We start from the raw sequence: 14,417 nt of genomic DNA on the forward strand, positions 1-14,417 counted from the left end.
GGACGGTCGTTACCGGTCTTCTCGAATCCGATCGCACGAACGCATGATCACGGGATGGGCCGAACGTCCATAATCGAGATGTTTCAATCAAATCTTCATCGATGTCCCGCCGGGGTCGGACTCACGACTTACCTCGCCCGTGAAGTCCACAAAAGGCGCCCACCCACTCGATCTTGTGAAGTTCCGCGAGACAGGGCGTGACCGAAGTCAACAAGATCTGTGAAGGCCTCGAATGCTCTAGCGGAACACGACCTCGGGGTGATCGGCGGACGGGCCGTCGAGCAGGGGCTGCGGGATGCCGCGCAGGTGGAGATCGAAGAACGCGGTGACGTAGTCGCGGGTGATCTCGGCCGCGCGGCTGCCGGGCAGTGGGTATCCGGGGTCGGGGATGCCGGCCTGTTCGCCGATGACCGGGATGTCGGTGAAGTCCATGTGGCCGCTGCCGGTGACGTCGAGCCAGCGTTTCCAGCCGTCGAGCAACGGCCAGTCACGCAGCCAGGACGCGGCCGGCGCCGCCAAGGGTGCGCCCAGCAGCAGGAACGGCCGACCGCCCAGCCCGCCGGCGGGAATCGGCTCGAAGAAGCCACCGTCCATGTTGATGCCGGCGCGGACGCGTGGGTCGGCGGCCATGGTCGCGGCGGTGGCATTGCCGCCGATCGAATGGCCGGCCATACCGATCCGGCCACGGTCGATGAGCCGGGAGTAACGCCAGGCCGGCCTATCGCCGGCCAGCCGGAAGTCACGCCCAGCAGACCCCTCGCCGGAAAGCCCGGAGCCACGCCCAGCAGACCCCTCACCGGAAAGCCGGGAGTGACTCCCGGCAGGGCTGCCGCCGGTGAGCCGGTCAAGGACGAACGACAGGTCCCGCGCGCGGCCGGCCGCCACCCGGGCGTAACCGTCGGTGCCGGCGACCAGGTCGCAGGCCGTGCAGGTCAGCGTGCCGCCGGGGAAGTCGGTGGCCACCGACTCGTAGGCGTGGTCGACGGTAGCCACGATGTAGCCGCGGCTGGCCAGTTCCTCGGCGAGGTGGGTGAGCGTGTGCCGATGCAGGGAGAACCCGGGCGACAGGACAACGAGCGGGTAGCGGCCGCGCCGGGCCGGGGCGGAGACGACAGCGGCGGTGCGGGTGGCGCTCAGCTCAGCCGGATCGACGAAGCCGGTGGCCCCGCGGGCGTCGATCAGCAGCCGCGCCTCGGTCTCCGACAGGTAGGGCGCGGGCCGCCCGGGCAGCCCCATCGCCGGATAGAACATCGAGACCATCAGCTCGCGAGCGCGCGACGGCACCCATGGGTCGGGCCGCGACCGGTCGGTCAGGTGCAGCACCTCACGGCCGACAGCGAACGGCCCAGAAGGCGCCGGCAAAGCAAACGGCGAGGTGACAGCGGCAGGCCCGGCAGCAGAAGACGCCGCGACGGCAGGTGCGACGGCGAAAGACCCGAAAGCGGGCCCGGCGGAGAGCAGCGGCAAGGCGGACGCAGCGGTGGCCACCGCGACAGTCACAGCCAGGGCAGCACCAGACTTCCGGCCGAGGGCGGACGGAACCCCGGCGAAGGGAATCCCGGCACGGGGACGGCGAAGGTAGGAACCAGGAGAGGAGGCGAAGGGCCCGGAGAAGGTCATGGCCTCAGCCAACCGAATCCGAGCCCCGCCCACAGTCGTCCAGGATGGATACTTCGAGGTAACGCCAGCACTACCCCTCGGCCACGACCCGATACTGCTCCAGTCGGTCCGGCCCGGTGAGCAGGGCGGGATCCTCGTCCGGCCGGACCGGCAGCGACTGGATGACCCTCCCGATCTCCGTGAGGACCTCAGGTGACGAGGCGAGGTGCACGACGACGAAGCCCAGCGACGCGGGCTGCCAGAGGACGAACGACCGGACCCGCCCCGGCACCGAACGCAGCGCCGGCTGGATGACCTCCCGGCCACGGCGACGGGCGGCGGCGATCCGGGCCGTGCTGAGCGGCCCGTCGAACCAGCCGACGAGCGCCACCGAGGCCGGTCCGGCGCTGCCGGGCAGGTCGTCATCGACGTCGTAGACGGCGTCGAAGGTGAGGTCGACCGGTCGTGGCCCGGCTGCCTCCCGGGTACGGGAGGAGGCGAGTTCGGCGTCCTCCCGGCTCTTCCAGAGGGTCAGCAGGGCGCCGGTCTGCCCCTGCCCGGAGAGCAGGAACAGACCGGCGAACCCGGCATGACCGGCGATGATCCCGGTGAGCGGAAACTCGCCCGAGGGACGGTTGTCAGTGGTCTGGATCCGCGCGTAAGTCATACCCCGATCGTCGGCGCCACGTGCGCCGACGACATCAGTGCCAGCACTGAGGTGCCACTACTGAGGTGGCGGCACTGAGGTACCACTACTGAGACGTCACGTACGGCTCGCTCCGGCGGACGGGCCGGCGATCCGCTGCGCCAGCCACACCGGCAGCACCGACAACACGATCAGCACCGCCGCGACCACGTTGACGATCGGCGCCTGATTGGGCCGGAACAGGTTGTTGAAGATCCAGATAGGCAGGGTGGTGACCCCGGGCCCGGCGGTGAACGTGGTCACGATGATCTCGTCGAAGGAGAGCGCGAACGCCAGCAGCCCACCCGCGAGCAGCGCCGACCGGATCAGCGGGAAGGTCACGTACCGGAAGGTCTGAAAACCGCTGGCGCCGAGGTCGGCCGACGCCTCCTCGAAGTTGACGCCGGTCCGGCGCAGCCGGGCCAGGACGTTGTTGTAGACGGTGACCACGCAGAACGTGGCATGCCCGACGACGACCGAGAACAGCCCCTTGCCGATACCGAGGTCACCCATGACCGAGCGCCAGGCGCTGTCCAGGGCGATGCCGGTGACGATGCCGGGCAGCGCGATCGGCAGCACGATCAGCAGGGACACGGTGTCGCGGCCGAAGAACTTGAACCGCTGCACCGCGAACGCCACCATCGTGCCCAGCACCAGCGCGATCGCGGTGGCCCCGAGCCCGGCCTTGACCGAGGTGAGCAGGGCCTGCCGGGCGCCCTCGTTCGCCCAGGCGGCGGCCCACCAGCGGGTGGTCAGGTCGTGCGGCGGCCAGGCGAACGTACGGTCGCCGTTGAACGAGTTGACCAGCACCAGCAGCAGCGGCACGTAGATGAAGGTGAGCCCGAGCGCCATCACGACGCGCAGCACCCAGCGGGCGGACGGGGAGAGGGTCACAGCTCCTCCAGGGCGCCGGAGCGGCGGACCGCGACCAGGTAGATCACCATGATCAGGACGGGGACGCAGGCGATCGCGGCGGCGAACGGCAGGTTGTTGGCGGCGCCGATGTTCGCGTACACGAGGTTGCCGATGAGCTGGGTCTTCCCGCCGACGATCTGCACGGTGATGTAGTCGCCGAGCGACAGCGAGAAGGTGAAGATCGACCCCGCGAAGATCGAGGGGATCAAAACCGGCAGGACAATCGATCTGACCGTACGCCCACCGCGCGCCCCCAGATCCGCTGAGGCCTCCAGGAGCGAATCAGGTAGACGCTCCAGCCCCGCATAGATCGGCAGGATCATGTAGGGAAGCCACATGTAGGACAGCACCAGGATCGTGGCGCCGATCCCATACCCCGGCCCGCCGAAGATCGAGTCCATCGGCCCGTCGTTGGCGAGCAGGATCCGCCAGGCGTACGCCTTGACGAGATAGCTGGCCCAGAGCGGCGTGAGGATGGCGATGACGAGCCAGTGCCGCGATTTCGCAGATGCCACTTTGGCCATGAAGAAGGCCATCGGCACCGCGAGGACCGCACAGATCACGGTGACCGCGGTGGCCACCCCGAGGCTGCGCAGGGTGACGTTCCGGTAGACCTCCTCGGTGAGGATGGTCCGGAAGTTCGCGAGTGAGAACTCCCGGACCACGTCTCCGGTGAAGCCGTTCACAGTCCAGAACGCCGACACCAGCAGCACCGCGAGCGCGCCGAGGTAGGCGACGACCAGCCAGAGCAGGGGCGCCGAGAGCAGGCCGGCCAGGCGCAGGCGCGGGTGCCGGTGCAGATACGAACCGAGACTGGTCACGCTATCCCTTGATCGTCGTCCAGGCCTGGGTCCAGGCCGCGTAGTCCTTGCAGGTCACGTCGGTGCGCCCGTCGACGCACTGGGCGAGCGGGGTGGTCCAGTACCAGACCTGCTTGAAGTACTCCTCGTCCTCGGCGTGGAACGTGGCGCAGTGGTTCTTGTCGGCGGTCTCCGCGCAGGACAGCTTGTTCGACGGGGCCTCGCCGAACCACTCGGCCACCCCGGCGTTCGCCTTCGGGCTGATGATGTGGTTCATCCACAGGTAGGCGCAGTTCGGGTGCTTGGCCTTGGCCGAGATCATCCAGGTGTCGGACCAGCCGGTGGCGCCCTCGGACGGCAGGATCGCCTCGACCGGCGCGCCGTCGGCCTTGGTCAGGTTGGCGATGACCTGCCAGGTGGTGCCGAGCACCGAGTTGCCGGCCTTGAACGCCTGCACCTCCTTGGTGTAGTCGGACCAGTACTCGCCGATCAGCTCGTTCTGCTGCTTGAGCAGGTCGACCGCCGCCTGGAACTGGGTGTCGTCCAGCGCGTACGGATTGGTGATCTTGAGGTCGGGTTTGGTCTTCATCAGGTAGAGGGCGGCGTCGGCGATGTAGATCGGCGAGTCGTAGGCGGTGATCTTGCCCTTGTACGGCGACGCCGGGTCGAACACCGAGCTCCACGAAGTGGGGGCCGGGGTGACGCTGTCGGTGCGGTACATCAGCAGGTTGGCGCCGCGGCCGTGCGGGACGCCGTAGGCGGCGCCGTCGACCGAGTTCCACTTCTGGTTCTTCAGTCCGTCGAAGACGTCCTTGTAGTTGCCGATCAGGTCGGTGTTGACCGGCGCCACCTCACCGCCGTAGATGAGTCGCAGCGACGCGTCACCGGAGGCCGACACCACGTCGTACTCGCCGGTCTTCATCAGCGTGACCATCTCGTCGGACGTGCCGGCGATCTTGTTGTTGACCTGGCAGCCGGTCTCCTTCTCGAACCCGGTGACCCAGTCGACGGCTTTGTCGGTGGTGCCGTCCTCGACGTAGCCGGCCCAGGAGACCACGTTGACGGTGCCCTCGCCGGCGCCGAGCGACGCCAGCTTGTCGATCTTCGGGACGGTCAGGCCGCCGGGGCCCGAGCCGGTCGAGGTCGAGCCGCCGTCGCCGCCGCACCCGGCGAGGGTGAGCACTCCGGCGGCGAGGGCTGCGATGACTATTCTTCCGCTACGCATTCGCGGTCTCCTTTGCAACAGGGGGGATCTCGACGATGTGTTCGTCGTGCCACGACAGGTGGACGCGATCGCCACGGGCGACCAGCGGCGCGCCGTTGTGGCGGTTCTGCGCGACGACCACGGCGCGGGTGCCCGCATCGAGGTCGACGACATATCGGGTGACGGCTCCGGCGTAGACGACCTCGGCGACGACTCCGGGGACGCCGTCCTCGCCGAAGGCGATCTTCTCCGGGCGCACCGAGAAGGTGCCCGGCCGCTGGAAGAGAGCGGACGACACGTCGCCGGTGAAGACATTGGACGTTCCGACGAAGCCCGCCACGAACGGGCTGGCCGGTCGTTCGTAGACCTCCTCCGGCGTACCCACCTGGGCGATCCGTCCGGACTCGAAGACCGCGACGCGGTCGCTCATGGTGAGGGCCTCGTCCTGGTCGTGGGTGACGAAGACGAACGTGATGCCTACTTCGCGCTGGATCTGCTTGAGCTCCACCTGCATCTGCTCGCGCAGTTTCAGGTCGAGCGCGCCCAGCGGCTCGTCGAGCAACAGCACCTTGGGCCGGTTGACCAGTGCCCGGGCCAGGGCGACGCGCTGCCGCTGCCCGCCCGACATGGCCGACGGCTTGCGCCCGCCGTAACCTTCCAGCCGCACCGAGGCCAGCGCCTCCTCAGCCTGGGCGCGCCGGACCGCGCGTTTGACCCCACGGACCTTCAGGCCGTACTCGACGTTCTCCTGCACGGTCATGTGCGGGAAGAGCGCGTAGTCCTGGAAGACCGTGTTGACGTCCCGCTCGAACGGGGCCAGGCGGGTGACGTCCTGCCCGGACAGGAAGACGCTCCCGGCGGTGGGCAGCTCGAACCCCGCGATCATGCGCAGCACCGTGGTCTTGCCGGAGCCGGACGGCCCGAGCATCGAGAAGAACTCGCCGTCGGCGATCTCCAGATCGACGCCGGCCACCGCGTCGACGGCGCCGAACGACTTGCGGAGCCCGGAGAGCCGGATCGCCGGGGTGGGTGCATCAGTCACGTGATCGACTTTCTGAGAGGTCCCTGAGTGCCAGGTGCCGAAAAGGTATGGCGTCAGACTTTAAAGGTCAAGACAGCCCGGTAACCGGTTCGTTAACAGCCGTACGGAAGAATCACCGGCATGGGGACGGACCGAGCCAGCGCGCGAGCAGTGGTCTTCGCACCACTCGACCCGCACAGCCGCGCCGAGACCGTCATCCGGCGGCTCACCGATGCCATCACTTTCGGCCTACTCACCGACGCCGAGCAACTACCCAGCGAGGCCGATCTGGCGGCTCAGTTCGGCGTCTCCCGGGTCACCGTGCGGGAGGCGCTCGTCGCGCTGCGCCAGCAGAACCTGGTGGAGACCCGTCGCGGCCGGGGCGGCGGCAGTTTCGTGCGTGCGCCCGCCGCGAAGAACGACCTGCACTCCCGGCTCGCCGAGCTGAGCCTGCCGACCCTGCGCGACACCGCCGACCACTACGCGGCGGTCGCCGGCGCCGCCGCCCGGCTGGCCGCCCAGCGCGCCGACGCCGACGACATCCTGCGCATCGAGGAGGTCGACGCCGACACCGGGCGGCCCCTGCACCGGATGGAGCGGGCGTACCACCTGGAGGTCGCCGCGGTCGCCCAGTCGGCCCGGCTCGCCCGCGAGGAGGTTCGCTTCGCTACCGAGTTGGGAACAGTCCTCTGGTCGCCGGTTCTCCCCGGCGACGACTGCGCATATGATCCGCACGCGGACCACCGGGCCATCACGGCCGCCATCGCGGCGGGCGACGGCGACCTGGCCCGCCGGCTCACCGAGGACCACATCGAGAAAGCCGTGGAGCGGCTGGTCACCCTGCACCTGACGCTGATCGAGCAGTGAAGGCGAGTCTCGTGGGACAGACGATCGTTCTGGAAGCCGCATCCCTGGCCACGGACCTCGCCGAGCACGCCTTCGCGATCGCCGACGAGCTCCGGCAGCAGACCGAGCGCGTACTGCGTACCGAAGAGGATCTGTCGGTCTTGAAACCCGCGGTGACCGCCGCGCTCGGCGGGCTGATCAGCGGCGCCGGTGTGATCACCGCCGAACGCCCGCAGCGGCTGGAGTGGTGGATGGGCGCCGACCCGGCCCAGCGCACCCGCCTCGACCTCGACCTCGACCCGGCCAGCGACACGTTCGTCGACGTCGGCCGGCAGCAGTGGTTCGCGGTCCCCCGCGACACCGGGGTCCGGCACGTCACCGGGCCGTATGTCGACTACGTCTGCGCCGAGCAGTACGCGCTGACCTTCACCGTGCCGATCACGCACGACGGCAGGTTCGCCGGGATCGCCGGGGCCGACGTGTTCGTCGCCGATCTCGAACGGGCGCTGCGTCCCGCCCTGCGCGCCGTCGGCAGCCCGGCCGCGCTGGTCAACACGCACGGGCGGGTGATCGCCGGCACCACCGCGCACCACCTGGCCGGCTCCCTGATCCGGGACGAGGCGATCCGTTCCGCGCTGCTCACCCACACACCGTCGACGCTGCCCACCGGGGTCACGCTGACGCCGTGCGGGACGCTGCCGTTGACAGTCCTCACCTGGAACTGAGCCGCACCCTCCGCAAAACATGAAACAATCGGAAAAATGCGGATGGGATGGCGCTTCCTGGCCGCGCCGCTGGCGGCCTGGCTGGCGCTCACCTGCGTCGGCGCCGGCATCCTGATCTGGGTCGAACGCACCGCCAAGAGCGCCATCGTCCAGCGCTACGACTGGCGGGCCGGCCTGGCCGCCGACTTCGTCAAAGCCATGGTCACCGACCTGATCGCCAGACAGCGCACCCAGGCGAACGCGTTCCTCGACTCCCGGGCGGTGGACGCGGCCGACTTCAAACGCACGGTCGGTGGCTTCGGCTATCCGGCGGCCGTCCTGCTCGACGCCGGCGGCCGGCTGCTCCAGGTCATCCCGTCGAACCCGGCCCTGCTCGGCCAGAAGATCGACGACCTCTACCCGCACCTGCACACCGCGGTCACCGAGGGCCGCGCCGCCGTCTCCCCGGTGGTCCCGGCGGCCGCCGGGGGCCTGCCCGTCGTCGGTTTCGCGGTGCCGTTCGACACCCCGTACGGGCGGCGTGTCTTCTCCGGCGCGGTGGCCGTCGGCGACAGTCCGCTCTCGTCCTACCTGTCCACCGCGATCCCGCTCGCAGGCGTGAAGGTGCACCTGGTCGACCACGCCGGCGCGATCGTCGCCGCCAACCACCCGCACACCGGCGTCGACTTCCTCACCAACGAGGAGCCGAAGCTGCACGCCGCCCTCGACCGGGCCGCCACCGGCCGCTACCAGGACGGCGACAGCTGGTGGCAGTACACCTCCCGCGACATTCCGGGCACCCCGTGGCGGCTGTCGGCGGCCGTCTCCGAGGACGTGCTGTTCGCGTCCACGTCCGGTAGCCGGGCCGCCGGGCGGGCCGCGCTGGTCACCGCGTCGGTGGTCGGGCTGCTCGTGGTCGCGGCCGCCGCCCGGGCCCGCCGCAACCGCCGTGAGCTGCGCTCCAGCGAGCAACGGCTGCGCAAAGTCTTCGACAACTCCCGGATCGGGATGGCGCTGACCGGCCTGGACGGCCGGCTGGCCCGGGTCAACCCGACGCTCTGCCACATGCTGGGCCGCACCGAGCCCGACCTGATCGGCCGCCACGTCACCGACATCACCCACCCCGACGACGTGGACCTGTCGCTGCGTCACATCCGCGACTGCACCACCGGCCGGGTCGACGGGTTCGACGTCGACAAGAGGTACGTGCACGCCGACGGACACGTCGTCGACGTCGCGATCACCGCCAGCCTGCTGCGCGACGAGGCGGACCACCCGCAGTACATCGCCACCCAGGTCATCGACATGACCGAACGGCACGCCCTGGAGACCGAACGCCGCCACGACGCCGCCGAACTCGCCCGCCACGCCGAACGCCTCGAACACGCCAACGAGCAGATGGCCGACTTCATGGCGATGCTCACCCATGACGTACGCCAGCCGCTCACCACCATCGTCTCCGCCGGTGAGCTGCTGCTCGACGACTGGCCCGACCTGGGCGACGACACCCGCGTGCACTACCTGCGCCGGATGACCGCCGCCGGGCATCGCGCCGACGAACTGGTCACCGAGATCCTGACGCTGGCGCAGCTCGACGCGGGCGCGCTCACCGCCCGGCCGGCCCGGCTCGACGTCAGCCACACCGTCCGGGAGGCGGCCACCGCGCAGGGCGCCGAACCCGGGACGATCACCGTCATCGCACCCGACCAGGTCACCGCGTTCGCCGATCCGGTCCACCTGAACCTGCTGCTCGGCAACCTGCTCGGCAACGCCGTCAAATACGGCGCGCCGCCGGTCCGGGTCACCGTCACCCCGGACCGCGACCGGGTCCTGATCCGGGTCGCCGACGACGGCGAAGGCGTCCCGGCCGCGTTCGTCCCGCACCTCTTCGAACGCTTCACCCGCGCCGAAACCGGCGTCGCCACCACCAAACCCGGCACCGGCCTGGGCCTCTACCTGGTGGCCCGGCTCGCGAACGCGTCCGGCGCGACCATCACCTACCAGGCCGGCCAGCCGCGCGGCGCGGTCTTCGTCCTCTCCCTGCCCTGCGCTCCCGGTCCGGCACCGGTGGTCACGGTTCTTCAAACCCCGCAGCGGTACGAGCCAGGCCGTCCCGCCTGACCACGCAGCCCCGGACTACAACGCGACCACCTGCACCGTCCCGGCCCGGCGGTATCCGACCGTCACCGCTTCGGTCGCCTACGGTTCGGTCGCCGCCCGCTCGTCGCCCGTGGATCTTGCACGACTTTTCAGGCCCGCGCCGATCTTGCAGCCCTTTCCACGCCCCAACCTGAAGAACGCTGCAAGGTCTCCCCGACGCTGTGGATCTTGCAGGACAAACCATGCTCAGACGTGAGAAACCGTGCAAGATCGCGGCCAACGTGGAGAAGCATGCAAGATCCACAAAGCCGAACGAGGGCGATTCCCCCGCGAATACGACATTACGGCTTCGGGCCGGAGGCCCAGTCGCCTGCGTGACCGGTGCGACAGCCCGAAGGCTCGGCGGGAGGACGACGCGCAGCAGGGGGGATTGACCCCGGAGGCGGCGAAAGCCGTGAAGAAGCTTCCCAGACGTGAACGGTCGTGCAAGATCACTGCCGGCGGGCAGGCTCGTGCAAGATCCCGAAGCGTCGCGAAGGGAAACACCGGTGGGTGGCGCGGCGGTGGGATATTGGCGGAACCGGATGCGCGGGAGCCGTGAGGGGGACGCCGTGGCGGATGGGTCTTCCGAAGGTGTGAGCAACCGGGTTCTGGGCGCGCTGACCCTGGTGCTGGTGCTGGTGGACGCCGGCCTGGTCGCGATCAACTCGATCATGTGGACGGCGTACCGGGACGGCGATGTGACCGCGGCCGAGGTGGCCCCGTTCCTACTGTTCGCCGGTTCGGCGGCGATCGGCGCCGTGGTGATGCTGCTGGCGGCGGTCGCGCTGTTCCAGGACCGCCGCGGGCACCGGCTCGCCGAGCTGGCGGTGGTGCTGGCCGGGGCGCGGGTGGTGGCGATCCCGGTCGCCGTGGTGGCCGTCATCGCCACGGTCGCCACGCCGTCGGTGTCCGGCCCGTCCGACATCTTCCTGATCGTGCTGTCCGTCTTCGAGGCCGTCGTGGAACTGATGGTGGCCCGGGTCGCGGCCACCCGCACCCGTCGCACCGTCACAGGCTGAGCCGCAGGTAGGCCCGGTCGTCGAAGCTGACCTGGCCCGGCCGGACCGCCTTGGTACCGGCAAGCCCGGCCACACACCACGGATCCTCGGCCAGCAACCGGGCCAGCACCGACTCGGATTCGGCGAGAGTCGCCCCGATCATCGGGTAGCCGTCGCTGGCGATCACCAACTCGTCGACGCCGTCCGGCACCGGGTGCACGACCAGCAGCGATGCCGGGACCGGGTGGCCGTCGACCGCCGCGTACCCGTAGGGCCCGATGCTGTTGCGGAACACGCTCTGCCGGCTGACCAGCGCCCGTGCGGCCAGACGTCCCGGGTCCTCGTCGGTCACCACGTGCGGGTCGATGCGCCCAGCGGCGGTTTCGGCGGCGAGGACCGCGACCCGGAACGACGTCGCCACCCGGTCAACGAGTTTGCGCGGCCGGCCCGTCTCCGCCGGCAGTCCCTGGTAGGCGAAACCGACGTCACCGATCTGCCAGATCTCCCGGTGTGCGCGTGAGTAGACGGTGACCGAGGCGGCGGCGTGGCCTGGCTCTGCGCGGGCGGCCAGCTCCGAGGTCAGGGACTCGGCCGTGGTGTGCACGTCGGCGTGCCCGGGGAGCCGGGCGAGGGCGTCGCGGCAGGCGTTCATCGCCCACCAGCCACCTGTGCGGCCGTGGAAACTCCGGCCGCTCACGTCGGTGGCTCCGTCGATCACCGCGGCGTGACTCGGGGTGACGATGATTGCGTCCTCACACAGTTGGTGATCCGCTGATTTGCCGAGGACGAACTGCTCGATGATCTCCACGGGACCATCCTGCCGTGACCACCGCATTCAGCCCGGCGGCCGCGTCGCGGCCCGGCGCCGGGCGGACGTCGCGTGGACAGCCACGGCGCCTCAGGTAGGCCGTACCGAATATGCATTGGTCGCCGGGCGCACGGTGACAGGATGGTGACCGTGCGGCTCGCGGTCGGGTTTCTCCTGCTGGTGGCCGGTTGTGCGGTGACGCCGGTGCGGATCGCGGTGGTGCCGTCGCCGGTGCCGGGCTGGACCGGGACGTGGGCGACTGCGGTTCAAGGCGGTGGCCGCCCGTTCGAGGATCAGACGCTGCGGCAGATCGTGCACACCAGCATCGGCGGGCACGCGGCCCGGCTCCATCTGACCAACGAGTTCGGCGCCCGGCCGTTGACGATCGGCTCGGTGGCGCTCGGAGCTTCACTGAGGGTGACGTTCGGCGGGCAGCCTTCGGTGACGATCCCGGCCGGCGGCACTGCGATCAGTGACGAGGCGCGATTCGTGGTGCCGGCTGACGCGGATGTGACGGTCAGCCTGCATCTGCCGGCGGCGACCGGGCCGAGCACCAGGCACGCCGTCGCGTCCCGGGCCAACCGGGTCGCCGCCGGGGATCAGGTCTTCGCCGCGCAGCTGACCGGCGCGCGGGCCGAGCGGAGCTGGTATTTCCTGTCCGGACTGGACGTGCGCGGTGGCGACGGCGCGATCGTCGCGTTCGGGGCGTCGATCACCGACGGGCTGGGTTCGCCGTTCGGCGGTGACCGGCGCTGGCCCGACCTGCTGTCCGATCGGCTGCGGGCGTCCGGCCGGGAGATCGGCGTGCTCAACACCGGCATCAGCGGCAACCGGCTGACCGCCGACGACCACGGCGAACGCGCGCCGGCCCGGTTCGACCGCGACGTGCTGCGCCGCGCGGGCGTCCGGTGGGTGATCATCTCCGACGATGCGATAAACGATCTCGGCGCCTCCGGTCCGCCGCCGGCGGACCGGATCAACGGCTCCCTCCGGGAGCTGACGACCAGGGCAAAGGCAGCTGGGGTACGGGTGATCTGCTCGACCCTGACCCCGTTCCAGGGTGCCGGTTACTGGACGAGCGAAGCCGAGGCCGGGCGGACCGCGGTCAACGCGTTCCTGCGTTCGCCGGGCAGCGGGTGCGACGCGGTGCTGGACCAGGACCTCGCCGTCCGGGATCCGGCACGCCCGGCCCGGCTGCTGCGCCGCTACGACTCGGGCGACCACCTGCACCCGTCGGCCGCCGGGCTGAAGGCGATCGCCGACGCCGTCGACCTGTCCTGGTTCACCGGTTGAGCCCGCCGCGTCGACGCCGGCCTGGTTCGGCGATTGAGCCAGCCGTTTCGACCTGTCCTGGTTTCGGCGATTGAGCCCGTTCGCGTCGACGCCGACCCGGCTCGCCGGTTGAGCCGGCCTTTTCAGGGAGCGACTGGTGGCAGCGGGCGGGACGCCACCTTTCGGGCGTCGCCCTCGACCAGGCCGAACATGCGCAGCAGGCTGACCGCGAGCCGGTCGGCGGCCTCGTCGATTCTCTGGTCGTCGGCGTGCAGGCTGTGGTGCAGCACGCCGAGCACCGAACCGTTCACACAGGCGAACGCCACCTCGGCGTCGTCGAAACAGAGCCGGCCCACGTCGTGGGCGTGCCGCAACGCGTCGATCCGGTAGGCCGCCGGATAACCCGTGCCGACCCGGTCGATGAGCCGGGCCAGGTCGGCGTGGGTGCGCGGGAACCGGCCGGTCACCCGCACCGCGACGGCCAGCACCTCGGCCGGGTCGGTCAGGCCGGCGGTCGCGGCGTCGAGCAGCGCCCGGTGCTCGGCGGCGGCCGTCACCACCGCCAGGTCGAAGAGCTCCTGTTTGGACGGGAAGTGGTTGTAGAAACTGCCGAACCCGACATCGGCCGCCTCGGTGATCTCCTGAATGCTCACCCCGGCCGGATCGCGGCTGGTCAGGATCGTGCGGGCGGCGTCGATGAGCGCGGCGCGGGTCTGTGCTTTGCGCCGGTCCAGTCGCCCACCGTTCATGGGGTCAGTTTAGGCCCGCTCATAACTGATGGATTCATCAGTTATGATTCGGCCCTCATCTTTGGGAGGGACATCATGGCGGTCATCCGGAACGTGGGTCAGGCGCTGCTGGGCGCGGTCCTGACGTTCGCCGGCATCACCCATCTGACCGTCGCCCGCAGTGAGTTCCAGGCACAGGTGCCGGGCTGGTTCCCATTGCCCGCCGACTTCGTGGTGCTGGCGTCCGGGGTGGTCGAGATCAGCCTGGGCCTGGCGCTGCTGACGGTGTGGAGGCAGCCAGCCCGCGGCTTCCTGGGAGCGGTGGCAGCCCTGTTCTTCGTCGTGATCTTCCCGGGCAACGTGGCCCAGTGGCTGGAGCACAAGGACGGTTTCGGCCTCGATACCGACACGAAGCGTCTCGTGAGGTTGTTCTTCCAGCCCCTGCTGGTGTTGTGGGCGCTGGCCGCCACAAGCGCGATCAGCACGCTACGCAGCCGCTTGGCCGGGCGTTCCGAAGCAACCCGCTGAGCCGGCCTGAGCTTCCCCTCGTAACGTGGAGACATCGCCTTAAGGGATTGGTGACTGGCGATGGCGGAGACGCGGCGAAGGTTTGATCAGGACTTCAGAGATGGTGCGGTGCGGCTGGTCCGGGAGACCGGCAAGCCGATCGCGCAGGTTGCCCGGGATCTGGGGAT

General features: G+C 69.9%; 15 protein-coding genes. 7 read left to right on the plus strand and 8 right to left on the minus strand.

The features are described from left to right. Positions 1-237 precede the first annotated feature (237 nt). The 6 genes from AB0E94_RS36010 to AB0E94_RS36035 form a co-directional block, all read right to left on the minus strand. A complete protein-coding gene (locus AB0E94_RS36010; protein ID WP_360335782.1) occupies positions 238-1,362 on the minus strand; it encodes a lipase in 1,125 nt (374 codons plus the stop codon). Between the two features lie 328 nt (positions 1,363-1,690). Then, entirely contained in the window at positions 1,691-2,266 is a 576-nt protein-coding gene (locus AB0E94_RS36015) for a hypothetical protein (protein ID WP_360335784.1), read from the minus strand. 96 nt (positions 2,267-2,362) lie between these two features. After that, positions 2,363-3,178: an ABC transporter permease gene (locus AB0E94_RS36020; protein WP_360335786.1), complete on the minus strand. Its 816-nt coding sequence runs from the start codon at positions 3,176-3,178 to the stop codon at positions 2,363-2,365. Further along, positions 3,175-4,020, minus strand: coding sequence for an ABC transporter permease (locus tag AB0E94_RS36025; RefSeq protein WP_360335788.1), 846 nt, complete (start codon positions 4,018-4,020; stop codon positions 3,175-3,177). The genes AB0E94_RS36020 and AB0E94_RS36025 overlap by 4 nt, the downstream gene beginning before the upstream one ends. 1 nt (position 4,021) lies before the next feature. Next, the gene (locus AB0E94_RS36030; protein ID WP_360335790.1) at positions 4,022-5,224 is read right to left on the minus strand and encodes an ABC transporter substrate-binding protein; all 1,203 of its coding nucleotides are present in this window, start codon (positions 5,222-5,224) and stop codon (positions 4,022-4,024) included. Continuing rightward, positions 5,217-6,245, minus strand: a complete 1,029-nt coding sequence (locus tag AB0E94_RS36035; protein ID WP_360335792.1) for an ABC transporter ATP-binding protein — start codon at positions 6,243-6,245, stop codon at positions 5,217-5,219. Before AB0E94_RS36035 ends, AB0E94_RS36030 begins: the two co-directional genes overlap by 8 nt. Before the next feature lie 120 nt (positions 6,246-6,365). Here AB0E94_RS36035 and AB0E94_RS36040 point away from each other — a divergent pair, with 120 nt between their 5' ends. The 4 genes from AB0E94_RS36040 to AB0E94_RS36055 all read left to right on the plus strand — a co-directional run bounded on the left by AB0E94_RS36040 (position 6,366) and on the right by AB0E94_RS36055 (position 10,935). Then, entirely contained in the window at positions 6,366-7,091 is a 726-nt protein-coding gene (locus AB0E94_RS36040) for a GntR family transcriptional regulator (RefSeq protein ID WP_360335794.1), read from the plus strand. An 11-nt stretch (positions 7,092-7,102) separates the two neighbouring features. Beyond that, complete coding sequence (locus AB0E94_RS36045) at positions 7,103-7,795, plus strand: hypothetical protein (protein ID WP_360335796.1); 693 nt, start codon at positions 7,103-7,105, stop codon at positions 7,793-7,795. A 36-nt stretch (positions 7,796-7,831) separates the two neighbouring features. Continuing rightward, on the plus strand, positions 7,832-9,895 hold the full coding sequence (locus tag AB0E94_RS36050; protein ID WP_360335798.1) for an ATP-binding protein: 2,064 nt from the start codon (positions 7,832-7,834) through the stop codon (positions 9,893-9,895). A gap of 614 nt (positions 9,896-10,509) precedes the next feature. Continuing rightward, on the plus strand, positions 10,510-10,935 hold the full coding sequence (locus tag AB0E94_RS36055; protein WP_360335800.1) for a hypothetical protein: 426 nt from the start codon (positions 10,510-10,512) through the stop codon (positions 10,933-10,935). Here the strand turns inward: AB0E94_RS36055 and AB0E94_RS36060 are convergent. Further along, positions 10,925-11,722 (minus strand): hypothetical protein, encoded by a 798-nt coding sequence (locus AB0E94_RS36060; protein WP_360335802.1) that lies wholly within the window; start codon positions 11,720-11,722, stop codon positions 10,925-10,927. The two genes, AB0E94_RS36055 and AB0E94_RS36060, sit on opposite strands and share 11 nt — an antisense overlap. A gap of 141 nt (positions 11,723-11,863) precedes the next feature. Here AB0E94_RS36060 and AB0E94_RS36065 point away from each other — a divergent pair, with 141 nt between their 5' ends. Beyond that, the gene (locus AB0E94_RS36065) at positions 11,864-13,015 is read left to right on the plus strand and encodes an SGNH/GDSL hydrolase family protein (protein WP_360335804.1); all 1,152 of its coding nucleotides are present in this window, start codon (positions 11,864-11,866) and stop codon (positions 13,013-13,015) included. Positions 13,016-13,137: 122 nt separating this feature from the next. Here AB0E94_RS36065 and AB0E94_RS36070 read toward each other — a convergent pair whose 3' ends face one another. Then, complete coding sequence (locus AB0E94_RS36070; RefSeq protein WP_360335806.1) at positions 13,138-13,743, minus strand: TetR/AcrR family transcriptional regulator; 606 nt, start codon at positions 13,741-13,743, stop codon at positions 13,138-13,140. Positions 13,744-13,818: 75 nt separating this feature from the next. On the opposite strand from AB0E94_RS36070, the gene AB0E94_RS36075 reads away from it, so the two are divergent. Further along, a complete protein-coding gene (locus AB0E94_RS36075; RefSeq protein WP_360335808.1) occupies positions 13,819-14,250 on the plus strand; it encodes a hypothetical protein in 432 nt (143 codons plus the stop codon). A gap of 60 nt (positions 14,251-14,310) precedes the next feature. Then, a partial coding sequence (locus tag AB0E94_RS36080) for a transposase (RefSeq protein WP_360335812.1) occupies positions 14,311-14,417 on the plus strand: 107 nt, incomplete at its 3' end.

Origin of the sequence: Actinoplanes sp. NPDC026670, from assembly GCF_040638175.1 — a bacterium.
Lineage (GTDB): Bacteria > Actinomycetota > Actinomycetes > Mycobacteriales > Micromonosporaceae > Actinoplanes.

Coding starts and splice junctions, on each gene's coding strand:
- AB0E94_RS36015 (WP_360335784.1), bottom strand. CDS start 2,266: ATGACTTACGCGCGGATCCAGACCACTGACAACCGTCCCTCGGGCGAG.
- AB0E94_RS36030 (WP_360335790.1), bottom strand. CDS start 5,224: ATGCGTAGCGGAAGAATAGTCATCGCAGCCCTCGCCGCCGGAGTGCTC.
- AB0E94_RS36040 (WP_360335794.1), top strand. CDS start 6,366: ATGGGGACGGACCGAGCCAGCGCGCGAGCAGTGGTCTTCGCACCACTC.
- AB0E94_RS36050 (WP_360335798.1), top strand. CDS start 7,832: ATGCGGATGGGATGGCGCTTCCTGGCCGCGCCGCTGGCGGCCTGGCTG.
- AB0E94_RS36065 (WP_360335804.1), top strand. CDS start 11,864: ATGGTGACCGTGCGGCTCGCGGTCGGGTTTCTCCTGCTGGTGGCCGGT.
- AB0E94_RS36070 (WP_360335806.1), bottom strand. CDS start 13,743: ATGAACGGTGGGCGACTGGACCGGCGCAAAGCACAGACCCGCGCCGCG.
- AB0E94_RS36075 (WP_360335808.1), top strand. CDS start 13,819: ATGGCGGTCATCCGGAACGTGGGTCAGGCGCTGCTGGGCGCGGTCCTG.